This is a genomic window from Acinetobacter pecorum (genome assembly GCF_014837015.1).
GTDB lineage: Bacteria > Pseudomonadota > Gammaproteobacteria > Pseudomonadales > Moraxellaceae > Acinetobacter > Acinetobacter pecorum.
This window is the reverse complement of sequence record NZ_JACSPT010000008.1, coordinates 117,023-137,280: the sequence shown is the minus strand read 5'-3', so window position 1 is coordinate 137,280 and position 20,258 is coordinate 117,023. Positions and strand designations below refer to the sequence as shown.

The 20,258-nt window shown below is 43.9% G+C and carries 19 protein-coding genes; 9 read left to right on the top strand and 10 right to left on the bottom strand.

Going from position 1 to position 20,258, the window contains the following annotated elements; translation table 11 throughout:
* Window positions 1-63: 63 nt before the first annotated feature.
* The 3 genes from atpB to H9629_RS08080 all read right to left on the bottom strand — a co-directional run bounded on the left by atpB (window position 64) and on the right by H9629_RS08080 (window position 2,453).
* The gene (gene atpB, locus H9629_RS08090; RefSeq protein WP_005094552.1) at window positions 64-939 is read right to left on the bottom strand and encodes a F0F1 ATP synthase subunit A; all 876 of its coding nucleotides are present in this window, start codon (window positions 937-939) and stop codon (window positions 64-66) included.
* 110 nt (window positions 940-1,049) lie between these two features.
* The gene (locus tag H9629_RS08085; protein ID WP_005173819.1) at window positions 1,050-1,442 is read right to left on the bottom strand and encodes an ATP synthase subunit I; all 393 of its coding nucleotides are present in this window, start codon (window positions 1,440-1,442) and stop codon (window positions 1,050-1,052) included.
* 174 nt (window positions 1,443-1,616) lie between these two features.
* Entirely contained in the window at window positions 1,617-2,453 is an 837-nt protein-coding gene (locus H9629_RS08080) for a metal ABC transporter solute-binding protein, Zn/Mn family (RefSeq protein ID WP_100329707.1), read from the bottom strand.
* Between the two features lie 146 nt (window positions 2,454-2,599).
* Between H9629_RS08080 and H9629_RS08075 the strand changes: the two genes are divergently transcribed.
* Genes H9629_RS08075 through znuB form a run of 3 tightly spaced genes read left to right on the top strand, consistent with a single transcriptional unit; the run spans window position 2,600 to window position 4,665 of the window.
* On the top strand, window positions 2,600-3,097 hold the full coding sequence (locus H9629_RS08075; protein WP_064096950.1) for a transcriptional repressor: 498 nt from the start codon (window positions 2,600-2,602) through the stop codon (window positions 3,095-3,097).
* Window positions 3,079-3,861 carry a zinc ABC transporter ATP-binding protein ZnuC gene (gene znuC, locus H9629_RS08070; RefSeq protein ID WP_404793772.1) on the top strand — a complete coding sequence of 261 codons (783 nt, stop codon included), beginning with the start codon at window positions 3,079-3,081 and terminating at the stop codon, window positions 3,859-3,861. The genes H9629_RS08075 and znuC overlap by 19 nt, the downstream gene beginning before the upstream one ends.
* Before the next feature lie 3 nt (window positions 3,862-3,864).
* Window positions 3,865-4,665, top strand: coding sequence for a zinc ABC transporter permease subunit ZnuB (znuB, locus tag H9629_RS08065; RefSeq protein WP_191730887.1), 801 nt, complete (start codon window positions 3,865-3,867; stop codon window positions 4,663-4,665).
* Between the two features lie 88 nt (window positions 4,666-4,753).
* On the opposite strand, the gene H9629_RS08060 is transcribed toward znuB, so the two are convergent.
* Window positions 4,754-5,374, bottom strand: coding sequence for a LysE family transporter (locus tag H9629_RS08060; protein ID WP_005108402.1), 621 nt, complete (start codon window positions 5,372-5,374; stop codon window positions 4,754-4,756).
* 161 nt (window positions 5,375-5,535) lie between these two features.
* Here H9629_RS08060 and H9629_RS08055 point away from each other — a divergent pair, with 161 nt between their 5' ends.
* Window positions 5,536-6,456, top strand: coding sequence for a Dyp-type peroxidase (locus tag H9629_RS08055; RefSeq protein WP_191730886.1), 921 nt, complete (start codon window positions 5,536-5,538; stop codon window positions 6,454-6,456).
* A gap of 131 nt (window positions 6,457-6,587) precedes the next feature.
* Here H9629_RS08055 and H9629_RS08050 read toward each other — a convergent pair whose 3' ends face one another.
* The 3 genes from H9629_RS08050 to H9629_RS08040 are packed head-to-tail and all read right to left on the bottom strand — an operon-like array spanning window position 6,588 to window position 11,195.
* Window positions 6,588-7,058 carry a hypothetical protein gene (locus H9629_RS08050; protein WP_191730885.1) on the bottom strand — a complete coding sequence of 157 codons (471 nt, stop codon included), beginning with the start codon at window positions 7,056-7,058 and terminating at the stop codon, window positions 6,588-6,590.
* The gene (locus H9629_RS08045; RefSeq protein WP_191730884.1) at window positions 7,045-8,343 is read right to left on the bottom strand and encodes a LysM peptidoglycan-binding domain-containing protein; all 1,299 of its coding nucleotides are present in this window, start codon (window positions 8,341-8,343) and stop codon (window positions 7,045-7,047) included. Before H9629_RS08045 ends, H9629_RS08050 begins: the two co-directional genes overlap by 14 nt.
* 2 nt (window positions 8,344-8,345) lie before the next feature.
* A complete protein-coding gene (locus tag H9629_RS08040; RefSeq protein ID WP_191730883.1) occupies window positions 8,346-11,195 on the bottom strand; it encodes a type VI secretion system Vgr family protein in 2,850 nt (949 codons plus the stop codon).
* A gap of 246 nt (window positions 11,196-11,441) precedes the next feature.
* Here H9629_RS08040 and H9629_RS08035 point away from each other — a divergent pair, with 246 nt between their 5' ends.
* Together H9629_RS08035 and H9629_RS08030 are read left to right on the top strand one after the other, a co-directional pair.
* Window positions 11,442-12,596: a methionine aminotransferase gene (locus H9629_RS08035; RefSeq protein ID WP_191730882.1), complete on the top strand. Its 1,155-nt coding sequence runs from the start codon at window positions 11,442-11,444 to the stop codon at window positions 12,594-12,596.
* A gap of 132 nt (window positions 12,597-12,728) precedes the next feature.
* Window positions 12,729-14,093 carry an MATE family efflux transporter gene (locus tag H9629_RS08030; RefSeq protein WP_064101713.1) on the top strand — a complete coding sequence of 455 codons (1,365 nt, stop codon included), beginning with the start codon at window positions 12,729-12,731 and terminating at the stop codon, window positions 14,091-14,093.
* 118 nt (window positions 14,094-14,211) lie between these two features.
* Here the strand turns inward: H9629_RS08030 and H9629_RS08025 are convergent, their stop codons facing one another.
* Window positions 14,212-15,060: an SDR family NAD(P)-dependent oxidoreductase gene (locus H9629_RS08025; RefSeq protein ID WP_191730881.1), complete on the bottom strand. Its 849-nt coding sequence runs from the start codon at window positions 15,058-15,060 to the stop codon at window positions 14,212-14,214.
* Between the two features lie 224 nt (window positions 15,061-15,284).
* Between H9629_RS08025 and H9629_RS08020 the strand changes: the two genes are divergently transcribed.
* The 3 genes from H9629_RS08020 to phoR all read left to right on the top strand — a co-directional run bounded on the left by H9629_RS08020 (window position 15,285) and on the right by phoR (window position 18,308).
* Complete coding sequence (locus tag H9629_RS08020; protein WP_064096939.1) at window positions 15,285-15,962, top strand: TetR/AcrR family transcriptional regulator; 678 nt, start codon at window positions 15,285-15,287, stop codon at window positions 15,960-15,962.
* Between the two features lie 250 nt (window positions 15,963-16,212).
* Window positions 16,213-16,923 carry a phosphate regulon transcriptional regulator PhoB gene (gene phoB / locus H9629_RS08015; RefSeq protein WP_064096938.1) on the top strand — a complete coding sequence of 237 codons (711 nt, stop codon included), beginning with the start codon at window positions 16,213-16,215 and terminating at the stop codon, window positions 16,921-16,923.
* A 26-nt stretch (window positions 16,924-16,949) separates the two neighbouring features.
* Window positions 16,950-18,308, top strand: a complete 1,359-nt coding sequence (phoR, locus tag H9629_RS08010) for a phosphate regulon sensor histidine kinase PhoR (protein ID WP_064096937.1) — start codon at window positions 16,950-16,952, stop codon at window positions 18,306-18,308.
* A 48-nt stretch (window positions 18,309-18,356) separates the two neighbouring features.
* Here the strand turns inward: phoR and H9629_RS08005 are convergent, their stop codons facing one another.
* Both H9629_RS08005 and H9629_RS08000 read right to left on the bottom strand, forming a co-directional pair.
* Entirely contained in the window at window positions 18,357-19,007 is a 651-nt protein-coding gene (locus H9629_RS08005; RefSeq protein ID WP_191730880.1) for a glutathione S-transferase family protein, read from the bottom strand.
* 160 nt (window positions 19,008-19,167) lie between these two features.
* On the bottom strand, window positions 19,168-20,115 hold the full coding sequence (locus H9629_RS08000; RefSeq protein ID WP_191730879.1) for a pirin family protein: 948 nt from the start codon (window positions 20,113-20,115) through the stop codon (window positions 19,168-19,170).
* Window positions 20,116-20,258: the final 143 nt, after the last annotated feature.

Here is a 20,258-nt window from a genome sequence, read left to right as displayed (position 1 = left end):
TTTATACCAAATTAAGTTAAAAAATTGTGTGCCCAACCATCCGTTGACAGTTAGGCAATACCATTAATGCTTTTCGCTTGCCATACTCATGTACACGATAGTCAACATCATGAAAATGAATGCTTGTAGCGTAATAATCAAAATGTGGAAAATCGCCCAAGGCACAGACAACGCCCACTGGATCCAGAACGGTAATAACGCGATAAGAATGAAGATTAACTCACCCGCATACATGTTACCGAACAGTCGTAGAGCCAATGAAACTGGTCGCGCCAAGAAAGTGGTCAATTCCAACAATAAGTTGAATGGAATCAAAAGCACTTTAGCAACTGGGTTACTTGGGTTAAATGGGTTAAGTGCTAACTCACCAACGAAGCCGCCAACACCTTTCTCACGAATACTATAGAAAATGATCAAGAAGAATACAGAAATAGACATACCGAGGGTAACGTTTGGATCTGTAGTCGGAACAATTTTAAAGTAAACCTGATGAGGGTCTACACCCAGCATAGAAGCAATCGCGTGTTGAGCTACATAAGGAATAAAGTCAACAGGGATCAAATCCATCAAGTTCATGAGGAAAATCCACACGAAAATGGTTAAAGCTAAGGGTGCAATTAATCGAGACTTCCCGTGGAAGGTATCACGTACACTTGAATCTACAAACTCGATAATCATTTCAATTGCAGACTGGAACTTGGTAGGAACACCAGCATTAGCCGCTTTCGCAACCAACCAGAATAACAAACAGAAAATCAGACCCAGTCCGATAGACCAACCCATTGAATCCAAGTGAATAGCAGTGAACCCCATCTGTTGAGCTTCAGCACCGCTCTCGGCCAATTTCCATGTACCATCTGGCATTTTGCCATAGGTCATGTTGGTCAAGTGATGCTTGATATACTCGGTCGAAGTAAGGGCATGTTCTTCAGCAGCCATAAATCACACCTGGTCAATGTCAAAAAACTAATAGAACAAACGAATATCGCGTGCTGCTTGATATCTCGCCTGCTCCTGAAAAACTTTTCAATTTCTTGTTGTGTCTATACTCATTTTTGTAGACGTGACGCCCAAAACGGAGCGACCCACGACATGGCTTGAACAAGTATAAAACCACAAAACAACGCCACCGCTGACAACGGTTCGACATTGCTTAAAATTAAAATGAAACCAACAATCACAATTGCAAACTTTCCCATTAAGCCTTTATACATGTTCGAAAGAACTTGTTTAGACGCGCGGGCTCCTGCTGCTCGAAACGATTGCCACGAAAAATAACAAGTCGCGAGCCAACAAACGAGCGCACCTAATGCTGCACTCAAGGCTGCGGTTGAGTCTTTCACGACCCAACCGATCAAGGCTGAAACAGGGATCATACAGGCTTGCAGGAGGACCAAAGCTTTCGCTAATCGTCGGTCAATCAAGCGACTAGTTCGGCTCATTATTTATTCACTCACAGCAATCATGCTTGACAAGTTTAACAGGTGATTATTTTTAATCGCAGGCATTATAGAGTTACACCCCTGAACATGCAATCTTTTCCCGACCTTAGTCGTGTTTTTTTAAATCGGGGCAATGCTGTTAAACTAATCAAAATCTGTCTATTTTTTAAATCATTAGCGTGCATTTAATACGCACTTCTGGGTTTCTGCTGCTAATTGCTGCCAGGCTTGCACAAAGTCCCCTGCCCCGCTCATGCTTTCATCGACATGCTGAAACACCACCGGTTTCAGTTTTCGGTACTGATTTTCACTGGCATGCCCTTCGGCCAGAAGGCACATTTTAGGCTGTGGACGATGATCCTGTAAGAACTTGATTTGTGCCACAGTTGGCGAGACATGTGGATCATCGGTCAGTGCGCCCATGAATTTCAGATTCAAGGGACGTTCCAGATATTGATAGGCATCATGATACGACCAGTAAGCTTTGGCTTTAGTGCTGGAACTATAACGCTGGGCCGTCGCAAACATGCTTTGCGCAAAGTCGCGTGCATTTTTCCAATACAGTTCACGGTTCTCCGGCAATTGTTGCGAACGCAGCGCCGCAATAAAGAAACCAATCCTTACGGCATTATTCGGATCGAGCCAGACATGCGTATCTACCGTATTTTTTAAGGCCTCACCACGCGGGTTACGCATCGGCAATGTGGTCAAAATACCGGACTCTAAAATAGCGATACCTTTATGACTGTCATTCAGCACTTTGGCCAGCGGTGCCTCATGCGCCTGACCCAGCCAGATCACCAGACCGGCATCCTGAATGATTTTACGATGTGCCGGGGTCAGACTGACATCATGTCCGCTCTGATTGGCCAGTAATAAAGTCGGCTGTTCCACGCCCTGAGTAATTTTCTTGGCAATCAGATAGATCGGCTGAGTCGAGACCACCAGACTTTGTGACCAACTGAGTGTACTGAACAAAGCCAAAAGACCCATTGCAAGGAGACGGAACATGAGTAGAAATCACTTAAAAACGAGAAAATTAGTGAGTGTTATAATATAACAAAAATACAAAAATACCTATGCCCAATCGAAACTCTGAACGCTTCATGTTAAGATTTGAAATCTATTAATTTTCAGTTTCGCACTTGAGGTGAACTATGGGTTCTTGTTCGCACGAACACCACAACGCATTGCACGGCGTGCACGACCATCCGAATGTCGCACAACGTCTTGTCGAAGCTGAAAGTCTTTGTGCAGCAAGCGGCGCACGTCTGACACCTTTACGTAAAGAAGTGCTGGAACTCATTCTGAATGCGCATGGCCCAATGGGTGCCTATGATCTGTTGGCACAAATGAAAAATGCCAGTGATCGCCCTGCGGCCCCCCCAACGGTTTACCGTACCCTGGATTTTTTATTAAGCAAAGGTCTGATTCATCGCCTGACCTCGATCAATGCCTATATTCCTTGTTGCCATCCGCGTGAAGGACATCAGGCCGCTTTTTTAATCTGTACCCGATGTAAAGCCGTCAAAGAAGCTTCAGCGCAGGGTCTACTGGATCAACTCGATGCACTGGCAAGCTCGGACGACTTCACTGCACATCATAGTATTATTGAAATTTCAGGAATTTGTCAGCAGTGCCGCAACAAAGCGTAAGTGCCCCTCCCTTGATTCAGCTTTCCAATATCTGGGTCAAAATCGATGAGCGCGATATTCTAAAAGCCATTGATTTCTCGCTACAAGAGAAAGAAATTGTCACACTGATTGGTCCAAACGGTGCAGGTAAGTCAACCTTAATTAAAGTCATGCTCGGTATTCTGAAACCGCAATCAGGTGAAATCACGACTGCGCGCAAGCTCAAATTTTCTTATGTGCCACAGAAATTCAATCCTTCACATAGCTTGCCGCTACGGGTAAAGGATTTACTGGCACTAGAAAAGTGCCCAACCAAAATTAAAACCGAGATTATTCGCGATACCGGCATTAATAACCTACAAGACTCCAAAGTTCAGCAGTTATCTGGTGGCGAACGTCAACGGGTACTGCTGGCTCGCGCCTTGTTGCGCCAGCCGGATATTCTAGTTCTCGATGAACCGATGCAGGGTCTGGACATCCAGTCCGAAGCGGAACTCTATGAATATGTCCGCAGTCTGCCGGAAAAATATGGCTGTGCCATTCTCATGGTTTCACATGACCTGCAATGGGTGATGCAGGGTACACACCGTGTCGTTTGTCTGAACAAACATATCTGTTGTAGCGGCCTGCCAGAAAGCGTGCAGCAACATCCGGAATACCAAGCTATTTTTGGTACCAATCGGGTGTTTTACCAACATCATCATGACCACTGTGCTCATGGAGACTCTGCGACCCCCTGTCAGCATGATTCACGCCCTCATATCCACCCAGAGCCGGAAGCTTAAACCATGATGGATTGGTTACAACTCCTTTTACCTGCATGGATCATGGGTACGCTATTGGTATTTCTGACTGCCCCACTGGGCTGTCTCATGCTGTGGCGTCGTATGTCCTTTTTTGCCGACACCATGGCACACGGCACTTTATTGGGTGTAGCGCTTGCTGGCGCTTTAAGTTTACCGCTTTGGGCAGGTGTGACCTTTTTGGCCCTACTTTTGGTCGGAATTCTCTGGATTTTGCACGATCCTCGCTTGCCCAATGATGCCCTACTTGCACTTTGCTCAGCGACCCTGCTCTGCTCAGGATTGTTATTCATCCAGCATTTACCCAGCTTAAGACCGGAACTGCTCAGCTATTTATTTGGTGATTTACTCACGATCTCCTGGACTGACTTACCGACTTTTGCCATTGTCATTGGTCTGGCCTTAGCCGTCCTCTATAAAAGTTGGCAAGCGCAGATCCAAATCGCGATTGATCCAGACATGGCGGTCAGTGAAGGCGTCAATGCCAAATGGCAACGCCTGATTTTCATGTTGTTGTTAGCACTCTTTACCGTGCTCGCCCTAAAAGCTGTTGGTTCACTCTTGATGGGGGCATTACTGGTGATCCCTGCTCTGACTGCCCGATTACTGGCAAACTCCCCTCGTCAAATGGTGATCTGGGCATTCGTGATTGCACAAATTGGGGTGACCGTAGGCCTCTGGTCTAGTGCAGGCCTCAACACTTCAACAGGTCTAACCATTGTCCTGACCATGGCCACCCTATTTGCATTAATTTTTTGTATCCAGAAGTTTAAAAAGCTGAGTTAATCTTTCTTTCGCATCGTTATAACTTTTATATACTTTTTATTTTCTATTAACCCATTCAGCTCTCTCCAAAGGAGAGAGCAAACAATCTCTATTGATGCACCAAACTCAATAAAAATGCTGCGCCAGCAAATAAACCGGCAAAAGTCCGGTTCATGACTTTTTGTTGTTTCGGCGATCTAAGTAGCCTTAAAACTTTAGCCGCCAGTCCGGTATAACCGGCCATCACAATCAGATCAATTGTCACCATCGTTGCTGCCATAATCAGATATTGAATCCATTGCGGCTTGGACAAGTCCAGAAATTGTGGCAGGACTGCCAGTAAAAATACGATGGCTTTGGGATTACTCATATTGACCAAGAAACCATGTAATACCAGTTTCCCTGCCGATTTACGTGCCAATTCGTGTTTAATCTCGATAGATTGTGCGGGTGCTTTCCACTGTAAATATGCCAAATACAACAAATAAGCCACGCCAAACCATTTCACCGCCAAAAATGCCCATGGTGTGGTTGCAAACAAAACTCCCACACCTGCCGCAACCACTGCAATCTGCACCAACAACGCCAGTTGCAGACCCAGCGCATTCCAGTAACCATGCCGAAAACCATAATTCAATCCGCTCGACATCGATGCAATTGCTCCTGCGCCCGGGGACACACTAATCACCCAGCAGGCAAGCATATAGGCAAACCACATTTGATAGGACATGAACAATTCACTCAGCAAAACCCACCCAATATTATATGAATCTTCCAATAAAATCAGGCTAAAAACCTGCTTAAATATAAAGCATTGGACTATTCACTCTGTCTGGCTTCAGGCACAATATAGAAATTAGAAAACAGGACTTATTCTTACAGGAGCCATGAATGACAGCCCAATCGGTAATCTTGCCACTTCCTTCAGATCATGCCCGCTTTATTGTTTTACGTATTAAAAACTTAAGTATTGAAAAATTAAAAGAACAACTTGAACATCTGTTTACTTCACGTGATCGGCTGATCACGCAACATCCTCAAGCACAAATTAAAACAGCGGTAGCCTTTGGGCCTGAGCTCTGGTCACGCCTGTACTCACAAAGTCCTGCAGGTTTTAAACAGCTTGAACCCATTCATGGTTCATTTGAAATGCCTGTGGTTCCAGCAGATATGATCATTCATATAGCCAGTGCCCGTGCTGATATCTGTTTTGCGCTCAGTCAGGCTTTTTTTGAAGGCATTCAGGACCAGGTTCAGGTGCTAGATGAACGGGTTTGCTTCCGCTATTTTGATGGTCGTGACATAACCGGATTTATTGATGGTACTGAAAATCCACAATTCCCGGATGATCGTGCTGAAGTCGCATTATTAGGTGAAGATTCAGGTATTTTCCAAGATGGTTCGTTTATTTTTGCCCAGCGTTATGCGCATAACCTGGAAAAATGGAAAAAGCTAAAAGTCGATACTCAGGAACAGGTTATGGGTCGCACCAAGCTTGAATCTATTGAATTGGATGATGAAGTCAAACCTAAAAATGCGCACGTGGCACGTACTGTAGTTGAAGATGAAGAAGGCGAAGAAATGGAAATCCTACGTCATTCTCTGCCTTATGGTGATGGACGTGGTGACCAGGGGCTATTCTTTATTGCCTATACCAAAGACCTGAAAATTATTGATGCTATGTTAGAACGTATGTTCGGTACCTCTGGCGATGGGATTCATGACCGTCTATTGCATTTCGTAACACCTCTGGATGGTGCCTATTACTTTGCACCGAGTGAGGAGTTGCTAGAAGAGGTTTTGGAAGGGTAACTTTTAATATTCAATTTAAATTATAAATAAAAGGCTTTAGATTCTTTTTAAAGCCTTTTATTTATTAGTTTTAGTTAAATTTTTTTCAGCTATCTTTTAAGCCAAATTTTTATATTTATATGTGATTCAGATTAATTACAGTTCTTCGTTAAAACTGATTTTGGTATTCTTTTCTTATACATATCAAATTTTTTAGCGATATTTTTATTTGTACTCCCAATAAATGATTTATTGCTAACTAATTCCCTATCATTATCGGAATTAGTACTATCATCTGCAATGAGATCTTTTAACTCATCATCAGTAACCAACAATCCATTTTTATATCTATATTTCAAGTAAGATGTTTCTATTAAATTATTTTTTTTAAACTTAAAGTTATATTTTTCTTGACCATTTTCCCTATAAATATTGAGTAGAAGTGAGCAAAAATTTCTATCTTTATACAACTCAATTCCACCACCTTCTGCGCTTATTCCTTCATTCGTGAGATCTAATTCAAATACTTTTTCTTCAATATTTTTCCTAATGCTCTGATTCGCTGAACTATTGCAAGCAGTTAAAAATATTAAGAGGATTATATAAAATTTATTGAATATCATATTTTACCTTTAGAGGGTCACCACCCGCACTCTCAGTTAATTCTCTAAGCTGAGCCATTGTTTTCCCAGTTTTAAGCTGAAAGTGGGGATTATCGATAATTGATTTCCAATCTCCACCCCATTCCAATCCAATCCCCTTTCCAATAGGAGCAATCTTTTTAAGGATCTTGATATTTTTCTGGTCTGATTTTACATCCATATGTAATTTACCGTCCTCCCATAAAGGAAACACATCAACTGCTAGGGCAAAATTATGATTGCTTTGCCCTCCCCTTGCATTCGTTACCACACTGCCAGAGGCTGTTCTCCCTTTTGCATATAAAGCATCTTGCTGTGTATATGTACGATAATCCTGAACAATTACAAGCTGTACTTGGTGTTTAGTATATACATCATTAATGAATTTTCTAATTTTATCTTGAACTTGGGGATGTAATTTTGCTATTGATTTTTCATTTCTCTGTGAAACTTTAGAGCTAGTAGGAACAAAAGATTCTACCTTGGCTGTTGGTGCATTTTTTTTATTCTTAGATGCATCCTGTTTTACTATTGGTGGAGTAAAAGGCTTTTTATTTTCATTTTTTGTTTTCGCAATAGTAAATACTTCTTTACGAGCATAAACTTTTAATTTTTGATTCTGATTTAGCTTGTCACTGGCTAAACCATTTAACTTCTTGATTTCATTTACAGAATTACCTGTTAATTTTGCAATCAAAGGTAAAGTATCTTTTTGTTGAACAACAATAATATTTATTTTCTCTTGCTGGCTAGATTCTGTTACTTGTGATTTTCCATTCGATGCAATTGTTGAGGATTCTGCTTTCCTAACTGGAAGTTTGAGAATTTGCTGTGGATGTATATCTATATCACTTTTTAAATTATTAAGATGCATCAATTCAGCCACGGTTGTCTGATTATCATCTGCTATTCGAGATAGATAATCACCTTCAGCAACGATATACGTAGACCTTATATACTTACCTGTCGCCATATCTTTAGCTGACAAACTCATCCCTTTAAGCAACACTTTAGGACTACGTATAATAAAAGTTGTCTTTTCTCCAATAAGTTGTATTTTTACTTTAGGTTCATATTCACCAGATGTAAAACTTTTAACTTTTACGTCAATGATTGTACCTATTGGACGCTTAATCCAAACAGATTCACCAATAGGAAGAGTAATATAATCAGATATTAGCGATGAGCCCACCCATAGCTGATGAGCTAAATCATTAATGGGCTGGTCAAGGGCATCTAAAAATTTAATATTTGCTAAACAATCCATACTTATATCCCTTCATCATGTTCATGATTGTCAGTTAATCCACAATTACACTCATGTTCAAAATCATCATTTTCACCACTGTCGTCTATTGAAACAGTCCATTCATCAGCTGTGCCAATCAGAATATCGTAATCTTCATTATTGTAAGTATTCATACGTTGGGTTCGACCATGTTGATCAAGGGTTCCTGACACATAGGTATTATTTTTATTATTGATTAATTTATATTTAACCTCTGCAAAATTAGCTTCATAGAACAGATCATAAAAATCCCATTTATTTGTAAAGATTTTAATATCTTGAACCATGGGCAAAGTAGGTATTTCGGCTTTAACTTTAGCCCCTTCCATAAAACTATGCTGCCCGGCTTTACACTCAAATTTCCCACCAGTTGTGACCACCACTCCACCACCATTGATCTTAATTTGAGACCCTCCAGCGGTCAGTACAATCTCTTTCGGACTGGTGATTTCGATCTTGTCTTCAGTCGAAATAAGCTTGATTACCTTGCGGGCAATCGCTTCAATCGCATCATCTTGGGCTTGTAGTTCAATTTTTCCTTGAGCAGCATAGAGACTTGCACCCTCTTGAGCAGCAAATAAACTGATCTTGTCTTGTGCATGAGCGACTAAAGACTTTTGTGTGGAAAAATGAATATTGTCCCCGGCACTCTGATTGATTTGCTGATCAGCGGATAAATGGATATTTTCCTTTGTACTCAGTGCAATCGATTGGGGGGCAGTTAACAGCATCACCGCCTGTTTAAATGCGGCAGCCTTGGCTTGATCTTCAGCTTCAATCTGATTCAGAAACTGTTTTAAACTATCAAAAAATTGTAGCGGATCAGTCTGCTGTTGTTCAGCAATATCACTCAAGGCTTTACTGTGAGTGGAATTCGATTCAATCTGCTCTTTGGCACAACTCGCATCCAGGTGATTGCCTGCTGCTGAATCTTGCCGATAAGTGGAAATTAATAAGCCTTTTCCTGCACGTATGGCACCCCACTGGTCCGTCCTTAGTTCAAACCCTTCTCCTCGCCCTTCACTGCTTTCACTTTCTTTGGGGTGACTTAGATTTCCCAGATTGAGCTGGCTGGCTGCATGACTACTTTGCAGCTGCACACTAATCTGTTCATGAGTATCATCGAAACGCAACTGGTTAAAGCCCTCACCATCGACCTCCTGAGAACGGATGCCACTGAGTTTTTTGGTCGCAGGTAGTTCTCCCTTCGCATCAAACATGGTCGGATGCCGCTCTGCTTCATGAATTCTCCCCACCACAAAGGGCCGGTCGATATCACCTTCAAAGAAATCAATCACCACAATTTCGCCAATTCGCGGATGCAACCTGATGCCATAGCCTTCACCCGCCCAAGGGGTCAAAACATCCACCCAGGCAGAATCGCTATCATTGTCATTGCTGCCTGCACCGCCATCATGCTGATGATCCTCACTCCGGGTAAATAGAAAACGAACTTTCACCCGTCCCCATGCATCGACATGAATAGTTTCACCTTCAGGTCCGACCACTCGAGCCCGTTGCGGATATGCAGCAGGCCGATGAATAAAAGGCTGATACTCAGGAACAATCGGGATTTCACGGCGCACCATCTGTAGTTCATTGGCCTGTCGTTCCTCCTGTGCCATCTGCCAACCGCTCTTCTCAAGCAAAATGTCCAGCTGCGATAAGATATCTTTGGGTAAATTGTTCTGGTTATAAAACCGCTTAGCTAAAATCAGAAATTCACGTTGATGGGCAGGATGCTGATCAATTTCAGGATGCTGTTGCAGTTCAAACCAGTATCCAACCTGAGCATCTCGTACGCTGCTACTGGCTTTGAAATATTTGGACTGCAAAGCATGATAGTCACTGAGCTGCTGATTGAGTCGATCCAGTTGGGCTATACCAGATGCTGTCACCTGATCCTCATGATTTAAGTCGCCGGTCCAGGCCGGACTGATGTTCCAGGCATCTTCAAGCTGAAGAGTGGCATTTGCGTGAATATCACTTTGCTGATGATTACTGAATAAAGGCTGGCTTTGATCCTGGGCGAGTTGCTGGGCGTGCCAGCGCTGGGTCTGGGTACTATTCGGATTGAGCTGACGTACCGCAATCAGACTGTTCAGCGTGTCGAGCTGTTCGGTGGCATGACTGCGATGAAACCGGATGGAGCGGCGTTTTAAAGCTGAAAAATATTGGGAATGATCTACCAGTTTTAAAAGCTGATCTTGAATCTCGCTGGCTGATACAGGCACAGTTAATTGCTTTTCATCAATCAGCCAGTTAATTCCTTCGCTACGCCATAAACGGGTCAGAAAATCATAATCCGATTCATTCGACTGCATCACAAAAGGCCGAACATCATAATCCCGGCTGAGTCCTGTCAAATCCAGGCTGAGACTGGCTGCGAATAACGCACTTCTGTTTTGCCATTCACTAAACAGGATTTCACTGATCTCGCGCACCGTCTTGTTCATAAAAACCCGACTGTTACGGCGCTTCTGCCAGAGTGCAGTCGCGTCATTTAGCGTCAGTTTATACAGGGTCAAAGCTCCATCATTCTGTCCTTGGCTGGCTGCAGTAATAATGCCCGTAGTCCGGAAAAGTTCACCCCAGTCTGTGACCTGATCAATGGCCACCCGACAGCCGATAAACTGTTTCAAGGCAATATGAGCATGAGTGGAAAGACAGATCAGTTCAGCATGCAGGCCTTGATTGATCTGATGCTGACCCTCAATCCGCTGAATCAAAACCTGATGATTTAAAGGAGGATGTGAAAACTGTAAATGTAGCGCACGATGCTGTCGCTTAAGCCCGAGCTGCTCCAGCAGCATATGGATAGGTTTTGGCATTTTATAGTTATCATTTTAAGCTTTATTATTGTGCGGCAGATTTTAGGAAAAGTTATCTATTTCGTCCAGTTTACGATGCATTTCACATAATTAGGCCTTTAATTTATGGACCTTCAATTAAAAATCTTAAATCGCATGTGGTACATCTTAATTTAAACTATTGCCCAATATCCCCTATTTTTCTGATTATCCTATACGGAACTTGCTGCTACACTTATTCAGATCTCATTCTTCAAGGCCAAGGACATGCTGGAACTCCCTTCTAAATTACCTGATTTGGGCGTGACCATTTTTAGTACCATGTCGGCCTTGGCACAAAAACTCGGGGCCTTGAATCTTTCTCAAGGATTTCCGGACTTTGCAGCGCCTCCTGCCTTGATTGAAGCTTTAAATCGGGCTAGCCAGAATGGATTTAACCAGTACGCTCCGGGAGATGGTCTGCCAGTCTTGCGAAGTCTGGTGGCAGATCTCTATCAGCAGCGTGATCAACTGATTATTGATCCTGTCGAGGAAGTCACGATTACGCCTGGGGCCACAATTGCGATTTTTTGTGCCATTCAAGCCACGGTGCGTGCCGGGGAAGAAGTAATTATTTTCGATCCAAGCTACGACAGTTATGGACCTGCGGTTCAACTGGTTGGGGCAAAGCCAGTGCATATTGCTTTGCAGCATCCTGATTTTTCTGTGGACTGGAATCAGGTCAAAGATGCCATTAATGATCGTACCCGCATGATTGTGGTGAATACTCCGCATAATCCGAGTGGGAGTGTCTGGTCCAAGGCAGACTGGCAGCAACTGATCGAGCTGATTCGCGAGCGCAATATTGTGGTGCTGTCCGATGAAGTCTATGAACATCTGGTTTTTGACGGCGTTCAGCACCATTCGGCGTGGTCATTTCCAGAACTTCGCGAGCGTAGCTTCGTGATTGGCTCTTTTGGTAAAACCTTCCATGTCACGGGCTGGAAAACCGGATTTTGTATTGCTGCACCGGCACTGATGAAAATGTTCAGACAGATTTATCAGTTTGCCAGTTTCTGCGGTGTGACGCCCGTTCAGGTTGCCTTGGCGGAATATATGCAACTGCATCCTGAGCATATACCTGGACTGTCCTCTTTCTATCAAAACAAACGGGATTTATTTAACTCATCCATTGAAACGTCACGCTTTAAGTGGACACCCTCTCAAGGAACTTATTTCCAGAACTTAGATTATTCAGAGATTCGGCCTGAGCTCGATGATTTGTCCATGTGCCATTTTCTGGCAGAACAACATGGGATTGTCGCGATTCCAGTCTCTGCGTTCTACCAGCACCCTCCTGCCGATTTACGTCTGCTCAGGTTCTGCTTTGCAAAAAAAGAACAAACTCTGGTCCAGGCAGGTCAAATTCTTTCAAAGGTTTAACTCACCTTTTAACTAAAAACCTTATAAAATAAGTAGCTTAGTTACCTAAAAGCTAAGGCTTTTTTCTATACTCTAGCCAATAATAGTTACAGCAATAAATAAGTAGATAATAATCCAATCACAGGATGTCGCATGGCACAGCAAGCATTGATTCACCAAGAGAATTTATGGAAAGCCTTTCTGGTTTTTCTGGTGCCATTGATTGTGACCAATATCCTGCAAAGTCTTTCTGGCACGGTCAATACAATATTTGTGGGGCAAATGCTAGGCGTCAACGCCATTGCTGCTGTTGCGGTATTTTTTCCAATCCTGTTTTGCCTAATGGCTTTTGTGATTGGCTTATCCGCCGGTTCTACCGTACTGATTGGCCAGGCCTGGGGCGGGAAAAATATAGAAAAAGTCCGCTGTGTGGTTGGTTCAACTTTATTTATGACCTTGATTGGCGGCAGTTTGATTGCACTTTTTGGGGTGATTTTTGCTGAAAATATTCTCTTGGCACTCGGCACAGATCCGGATGTAATGCATTTGTCCCTGCCTTATGTGCAGTGGATGCTGGTAGGTAGCCCATTAATTTTTATCTATATTGTTTATACCTCTATTCTGCGTGGTGTCGGAGACAGTACCACACCCCTATTTGCTTCCGTCATCACCATTGGGGTGGGTCTGGTGGTGACACCGGTCCTGATTGGCGGTTATTTCGGCTTTCCTAAAATGGGCATTATTTCACCGGCACTTGCTACCATTCTGGGAAATCTCGCAGTTCTGGTATTTTTGATTTTGTATCTAAAGCGCAAGCAGCATCCGCTCAAGCTCGACTGGGCTCTATTAAAAAATATTCGTCATCAGCCCCAGTTAAGCAAAACTATCCTTAAACTGGGAGTTCCAACTGGTGTACAAATGGTCACGACTTCAGTGGCTGGTCTGGTAATTGTGGGACTGGTTAACCGTTATGGTGCAGAAGCAACAGCCGCTTATGGCGCAGTCAATCAGGTCTTAAATTATATTCAGTTCCCCGCCTTATCGATTGCGATAGCTGCATCTGTATTTGCTGCTCAAGCCATTGGTGCAGGCAAATCGGATCTGCTGAATAAAGTTACCCGCACTGCGCTCATTATGAATATCCTATTCACCGGTGGTCTGGTGATTCTGGCTTATCTGTTTTCCAAATATCTGATGGCGCTGTTTATTACCGATCCCCAGGTGGTGGTACTGGGTCAAAAACTGCTGTTCATTGTTCTGTGGGCAATTCTGTTTTTTGGTGCCAGTGCCATTTTTGCTTCGATCATGCGTTCGAGTGGTACGGTAACCATGCCAATGCTGATTAATATTTTCGCCATTCTGTGTATTGAAGTTCCCGCCGCTTATCTGTTTAGCCGGTGGTGGGGCCTGGAAGGTATCTGGTATGCCTATGCATTGGCCTTTGTCAGCATGTGTATTTTGCAGGGACTGTATTATCAGTTTGTCTGGAAGAAAAAGACCATTGAGACCTTGATATAGATAAAAATTTTATAATTTAAAAGCCTTACATTACCTCAGATACTGACCTGCTAAAGAGTCAGACTATGATTATTGCCATAAAAGAAAACCCGCTTTCGCGGGTCTGTTTTACAGTTTCTTAAGCAGACTTTTTCTTTCTTTTACCAAATTGGGTCGCCAGTGCAGTGACATGCTGATAACCGGTCGGTAAGATTCGCTGAATCAGGTCTATCGCTTTGGCATCATTGCCGATGAGCAGACGGCGCTTGTCTTTTTGTACCGCCTCCAGAATTTGACGGGCAGCTTCTGCAGGTGGACAACGCAATAATTTATTAAAATTACGGGCTGATTTTTCCGGATTCATACCTAAAGTCAGCAGGCTGTTATTCATTTTTGCTGCATTGGCAATGTTGGTACGGATCCCGCCCGGATGCACACAGAGCGCACTGACTCCGCAATTTTCCATGTCCAGTTCCTGACGCAGGGATTCAGTAAAACCACGTACTGCAAATTTGGTCGCATTATAAGCAGACTGGGTCGGCTGAGCCGTTAAACCAAACAGGCTGGAAATATTGATAATATGGCCATCACCAGTTTTCTTGATCAGTGGCAGAAATTCTTTGGTGCCATACACCACACCCCAGAAATTGATTCCGACGATCCATTCCAGTTCTTCATAAGATGCCCCTTCAACAGTTGAACCCAGTGCAACACCTGCATTGTTAAAGATCATATTGATACTGCCATGATCCTGTTCGACCTGCGCCGCCCAGTTACGCACCTGTTCCAGATCAGCCACGTTCACTTTCTGGATAGTCACACGGACATCACTCTCTTTGAGCAATTCGAGCGTTTGTGCCAGACCCTGTTCATTAATATCACTCAGGGCCAGATGACAACCCTGCTTAGCCAATAATACTGCCAGTTGCTGGCCAATACCTGAACCGGCCCCGGTAATTGCGGCAACTTTATTGTTAAAATTTTTCATTCAATTTCCTTATGTAAACTACTGCCATTCCATGACAGCAGGATCTTGTTCTGTTGTTTCAGGAGCTAGCACAGATCCTCAATATAGTTTTGACAATACGGATTGTCAATAATTATCCCATGTCCTTAGAGGCCAACTTTCGGGATAGAATTTCTCATGTAGGTCTAAGCGTGATTTATTGCTAAGATATTCAAAATCTTTATACAGATGAGCACTCAGGCCTTATGACCGATTCAATCGACTCAGCAGTGAAACCACGAGCCGCCAAAACCAGACAACGTCAGTTTAAAGGCTTGTCGATGGCGGAACGGCAGCAGGCGCGTCGTGAAAAGTTGATCGAAGCTGGCATTGAAGCCTATGGCAGTTACGGCTTTTTTTCAGTCACGGTCAAAGATATCTGCAATGAAGCCAAACTGACTGAACGTTATTTTTATGAATCTTTCAAGAAAAGCGAAGATCTGTTTCAGACCATTTTTTTGAAACTGATTGATGAACTGCAACAGAATGTGATGCAGGCCATGATGCAGGCATCGAGTGATCCGAAAAAAATGATCGAAGCCGGTTTGACAGCCCTACTCACCACCTTGCGCGACAATCCACGTATGGCCAGGATCATTTATATTGATGCCATGCTGGTACAGGAACTGCATAATCAGGCTACCATTCATGAAACCATGTCGCGTTTCGACCGTATGATTCATGCTTTTGTCATGTTAATGATGCCGCAGTTAAATCGTAGCGAGCAGGAAATTTCCCTGGTGTCGACCGGTTTAAATGGTTATGTCACCCAAATTGCCATTCGTTGGGTGATGAGCGGTTTTAAGCATTCGCTTGAGGAGGTTTTATCATCCTGCAGTGTGGTTTTTTTAGCACTATTAGAGTCATTTTCCGAGAAAAAATAGCTGTTAAATCCTTTTGTTAAAAAGGTTTTATGAGCTTTCCAGTGAAGTTGTGAATTTATGCTTTATCCTGGAAACAGGTAAAATTAATTTATGATTTTTTAACAATTTTCTGCGCTATATTTGTCACAAATCTTTGTGAATTTCAGCAGTTTTTCCCTTTCTGCAATGATACTGTCATAATTAGTCTTTGTAATAAGCCTGTCATAAATATAAAACGGCTCACCGTTTACATGAAATAGGGTATTGCGTTGTGAAAGATGACTACATATTAATCGTCGATGACGAGCTCCCGATTCGGGAAATGATCCATACCTCTCTGGATATGGCCGGTTTTCAGTGCTTGCAGGCAGAAGATGCCAAGCAGGCGCATCAGATGATTGTGGATCAGCGTCCGGCACTGATTTTGCTGGACTGGATGATGCCAGGTGGTGTCAGCGGTGTGGACTTATGTCGTCGTCTGAAACGTGATGAAAGCCTGTCTGAAATCCCGGTGATCATGCTGACAGCACGCGGTGAAGAAGATCACAAGGTACAAGGTCTGGATGCCGGTGCCGATGACTACATGACCAAACCGTTCTCGACCCGGGAACTGGTTTCCCGGATTAAGGCAGTATTGCGCCGTGCCAATGCCCTGAGCGGTGAAAAAACCATTGATGCCAATGGCCTGATTCTGGATCCGGTCAGCCAGCGGGTGAATTTTGGCAATAATATTCTGGAAATGGGACCCACCGAATACCGTTTGCTGGCATTCTTCATGACCCATCCGGAACGTGCCTATACCCGTGCACAATTGCTGGATCAGGTATGGGGCGGTAACGTCTATATTGAAGACCGGACCATTGATGTGCATATCCGTCGCCTGCGCAAGGTGCTGGAACCCTATGGCGTGGACCGTTATGTACAGACCGTACGTGGCACAGGTTATCGTTTCTCGACCCGTTCCGATGTCGCTTTAGGTTAAATATCATTTAAGGTAAATCTTGTTTTATGTATGAACCCTACCCTGTCCCCGAACTGGCACGCGAGCACAAAAGAATCCGTTACAGCAGTTTATGGGATTTCGCCAAGCAGGATTTACGCCTGCTGGCTTTTTTTCTGATTATCGCCAGCTTTATCGGTTTTGGGATTGGGTATTTCTGGATTTGTATCGTAATCGCCTTCGTGGCGTTTTTTGCGACCCAGATGCGTTCTTTATACCTGGTCAATGAATGGATTTCCAACCGCCCCTATGATGTTCCGCCCAATATTGGCGGAATTTGGGGTGCACTGCTTTTCAATGTTTACCGCGCCCAGCGTCAGGAACGGATTGTTCAGGCAGAAATGGTTGAACTGATCGATCGTGCACAGTCTTCTCTGGTAGCCTTGCAAGAAGCTGTCGTTTTAATTGATGAAAACCAGCAGATTGAATGGTGGAATCCTGCTGCGGAACGTCTGCTCGGAATCTCGAGTGATGACCGTGGCCGTAATATCCTGACCTTGCTGCGCCAACCGAATTTTATTGAATATTATCATCACATTGATGAATCTCCGGACGGCCTAAAAATGCGTTCTTCACTGTTTGAAGACCATTATGTACAGGTCAAAATGACCCGTTTTGGCGGAGAAAGCCGGGTACTGGTCGCTTATGATGTGACCCGGATGCATAATCTGGAACAGATGCGTAAAGATTTCGTCGATAATATTTCCCATGAACTACGGACTCCTTTGACCGTACTCAGTGGCTATATTGAAACCTTCACCGATCAGGAAGACATCAATCCACGCTGGAAACGGGCCTTTGATCAGATGCAGTCGCAGACCCGACGCATGAATGCACTGGTCAATGACCTGCTGTTACTGTCACGTCTAGAAAATGACAAGAATATTGCCAAAAACCAGATCATTGAAATGCCGAGTCTGATGAACCAGCTGTTCGATGATGCTCAGGCCTATAATATGGATTATGGTCATACCCTGAATCTGGACATTGACAGCCATTGCGATCTGATCGGTTCAGACATGGAACTGGCCAGCGCTTTTAGCAATCTGATCACCAATGCCATCAAATATACGCCTAAAGGCGGCACCATCACTATCGGCTGGCATGATGATGGTGAATCGGCCTATTTTGTAGTGCAAGATAACGGTATCGGCATTGATCCCAAGCATCTGCCACGTCTGACCGAGCGTTTTTACCGAATCGATTCAGACCGCAGTCGCCGTACTGGTGGTACCGGTTTGGGACTTGCCATCGTCAAACATGTATTGATGCAACATCAGGCACATCTGGAAATCGAGTCCAAAGAAAACCAAGGTTCCACGTTTAAGGTGGTTTTCCCCAAAGAACGTCTCAGCTTCCCGGACTAATCTCACAAAATCAAAAAAGGTGCCATCGGCACCTTTTCTTTTAAGCATTTAAGAGCTGATCTGTTTTTCCCTGCTCAGTGCACGCGCATAGGCTGCACGTTGCGAGACCCGTTTCAGATAGGCCTGAATGGCCGGATAACTTTGGCCTGTCCGGCTCTGCATCGCTTCCAACGGAAAACTCATCTGAATATCAGCAAAACTGAAATGTCCGGCAAAATAATCATGCTCGCTCAAATAGCTTTCCAGAAACTGGATATGATCTTTTAGGCGGCTTTGTACAAACTGTTTCTTTACTCCATCGCAGATTTTCTTGGCTACAGGCCGAATCAGCAAAGGGGTATGTTTTGGTACAGTGGTCATCACCAGTTGCATCACCAGCAGCGGCATTAACGAACCTTCCGCATAATGCATCCAGTAACGGTACTGGGCCTTGCCGGCAGGATCTTCGGGACGAAACTGCTGCTTTTCGTCATAGGTTTCCTGTAAATATTCCAGGATCGCTGCAGATTCCGCCAGTACCTGACCCTGATCGACCAGAATCGGCGCCTTGCCCAATGGATGGATCTGTTTTAAGGCCGGTGGCGCAGAAAGATTGGGCTGACGCTTATAGTATTTAACCTCGTAATCCAGTCCTAATTCTTCCATGGCCCACAGGATACGAAATGACCGTGATTGTTCGAGATGATGTAAAACACGCATAGTAGACTCATGATTTTATTGTTCTTGCTCATTGAGCATAGCAAAAAGCAGCCGACTCCAGCTCATTTTTTGATGACTGTAATGATATGTATCCCATGTTGCAGATTCACTCTTTGAGTTCAATTCAGCCAGCGCTTTATATTCCCATCATTTTTAGCCTTTATCGGGAAGCACGCATCCGGTCTGGAAATACAGGAGCTTCTAAACGTGGCCCATCATAGGCTGGAATAGAACCAAAACGTTCATGCCCTTCTATCCATTGTTCCCGTGCAATTTTAAGGTCCTCTACCGTACGCCCGACCAGATTCCACCATAATAAAATCGGGCTTTCAAATGGCTCTCCTCCAATCAATAACACCCGGCTTCTGGCATGAATTTCAGCATTGACCTGCGGCAACCCGGGCTCCAGAATCAGCATATTATCCTCTGTCAGTTCATGTCCATTTATACTGGCCGCACCTTCAAGGACCATAAAGCCATATTCAAATTTTGGATTCAGTGGCAAGCGCATACTGCTACTTTCATCTGCATACAGATCCACGCCCAGCAATTCACTATGCACTTTAACCGGCGATCTGGTATTTAAATATTCTCCAACCAGCACGGTAAATTCGATACCCTGCTCATTGACCACCGGTAATTCAGGATAATGGTCAAACCCGGGTGCCATATTGATCTTGTCATCTGGCAAGGCAATCCACAACTGTGCTGCATGCATATGGATCTCACTTTCCGGAGAGACTTCAGTATGTGAAATACCATAGCCCGAGGTCATCAGATTGACCTGCTTGGGACGAATCAATTGCTGATTTCCCAGACTGTCATTGTGCATCATGCTGCCCTCGATCATCCAAGTAAAAGTCTGCAGCCCGATATGCGGATGTGGTCCGATATCCAGACCATCTCCTTGCGGGAAACTGGCCGGACCGGCGTGGTCGAGAAAACACCAGGCACCTATCATGCGCTTGTGTCTGCTTGGCAAGGCACGTTTAATCACGGTACCCTGCCCGATTTCTGCGCGGCGTAAAGGAAATTCCTGAATAAACCGGTTTACATACTTTTCACAATCATCAGAATTGGACAGTTCAATATCACTATTGGTCGACATGGCTGAGTTTACCTCGGCATTTTCATTCTAGTTCCGGAGTGGGTGAGACATTCACATTAGACTGATCCAAAATGCCCCTTGCTCAGGACAATGTACAGGGTCCAGATTCAAAATCTATCTCTAGAAATATTTAGATACGTATT

What these genes read in the sequence shown, in the direction of transcription:
- H9629_RS08040 (WP_191730883.1), bottom strand. Translation starts at nt 11,195, where the DNA reads ATGCCAAAACCTATCCATATGCTGCTGGAGCAGCTCGGGCTTAAGCGA.
- H9629_RS08075 (WP_064096950.1), top strand. Translation starts at nt 2,600, where the DNA reads ATGGGTTCTTGTTCGCACGAACACCACAACGCATTGCACGGCGTGCAC.
- H9629_RS08085 (WP_005173819.1), bottom strand. Translation starts at nt 1,442, where the DNA reads ATGAGCCGAACTAGTCGCTTGATTGACCGACGATTAGCGAAAGCTTTG.
- H9629_RS08020 (WP_064096939.1), top strand. Translation starts at nt 15,285, where the DNA reads ATGACCGATTCAATCGACTCAGCAGTGAAACCACGAGCCGCCAAAACC.
- H9629_RS08025 (WP_191730881.1), bottom strand. Translation starts at nt 15,060, where the DNA reads ATGAAAAATTTTAACAATAAAGTTGCCGCAATTACCGGGGCCGGTTCA.
- H9629_RS08080 (WP_100329707.1), bottom strand. Translation starts at nt 2,453, where the DNA reads ATGTTCCGTCTCCTTGCAATGGGTCTTTTGGCTTTGTTCAGTACACTC.
- atpB (WP_005094552.1), bottom strand. Translation starts at nt 939, where the DNA reads ATGGCTGCTGAAGAACATGCCCTTACTTCGACCGAGTATATCAAGCAT.
- znuB (WP_191730887.1), top strand. Translation starts at nt 3,865, where the DNA reads ATGATGGATTGGTTACAACTCCTTTTACCTGCATGGATCATGGGTACG.
- H9629_RS08005 (WP_191730880.1), bottom strand. Translation starts at nt 19,007, where the DNA reads ATGCGTGTTTTACATCATCTCGAACAATCACGGTCATTTCGTATCCTG.
- H9629_RS08055 (WP_191730886.1), top strand. Translation starts at nt 5,536, where the DNA reads ATGACAGCCCAATCGGTAATCTTGCCACTTCCTTCAGATCATGCCCGC.
- H9629_RS08030 (WP_064101713.1), top strand. Translation starts at nt 12,729, where the DNA reads ATGGCACAGCAAGCATTGATTCACCAAGAGAATTTATGGAAAGCCTTT.
- H9629_RS08035 (WP_191730882.1), top strand. Translation starts at nt 11,442, where the DNA reads ATGCTGGAACTCCCTTCTAAATTACCTGATTTGGGCGTGACCATTTTT.
- H9629_RS08060 (WP_005108402.1), bottom strand. Translation starts at nt 5,374, where the DNA reads ATGTCCTATCAAATGTGGTTTGCCTATATGCTTGCCTGCTGGGTGATT.
- H9629_RS08045 (WP_191730884.1), bottom strand. Translation starts at nt 8,343, where the DNA reads ATGGATTGTTTAGCAAATATTAAATTTTTAGATGCCCTTGACCAGCCC.
- H9629_RS08050 (WP_191730885.1), bottom strand. Translation starts at nt 7,058, where the DNA reads ATGATATTCAATAAATTTTATATAATCCTCTTAATATTTTTAACTGCT.
- phoR (WP_064096937.1), top strand. Translation starts at nt 16,950, where the DNA reads ATGTATGAACCCTACCCTGTCCCCGAACTGGCACGCGAGCACAAAAGA.
- H9629_RS08000 (WP_191730879.1), bottom strand. Translation starts at nt 20,115, where the DNA reads ATGTCGACCAATAGTGATATTGAACTGTCCAATTCTGATGATTGTGAA.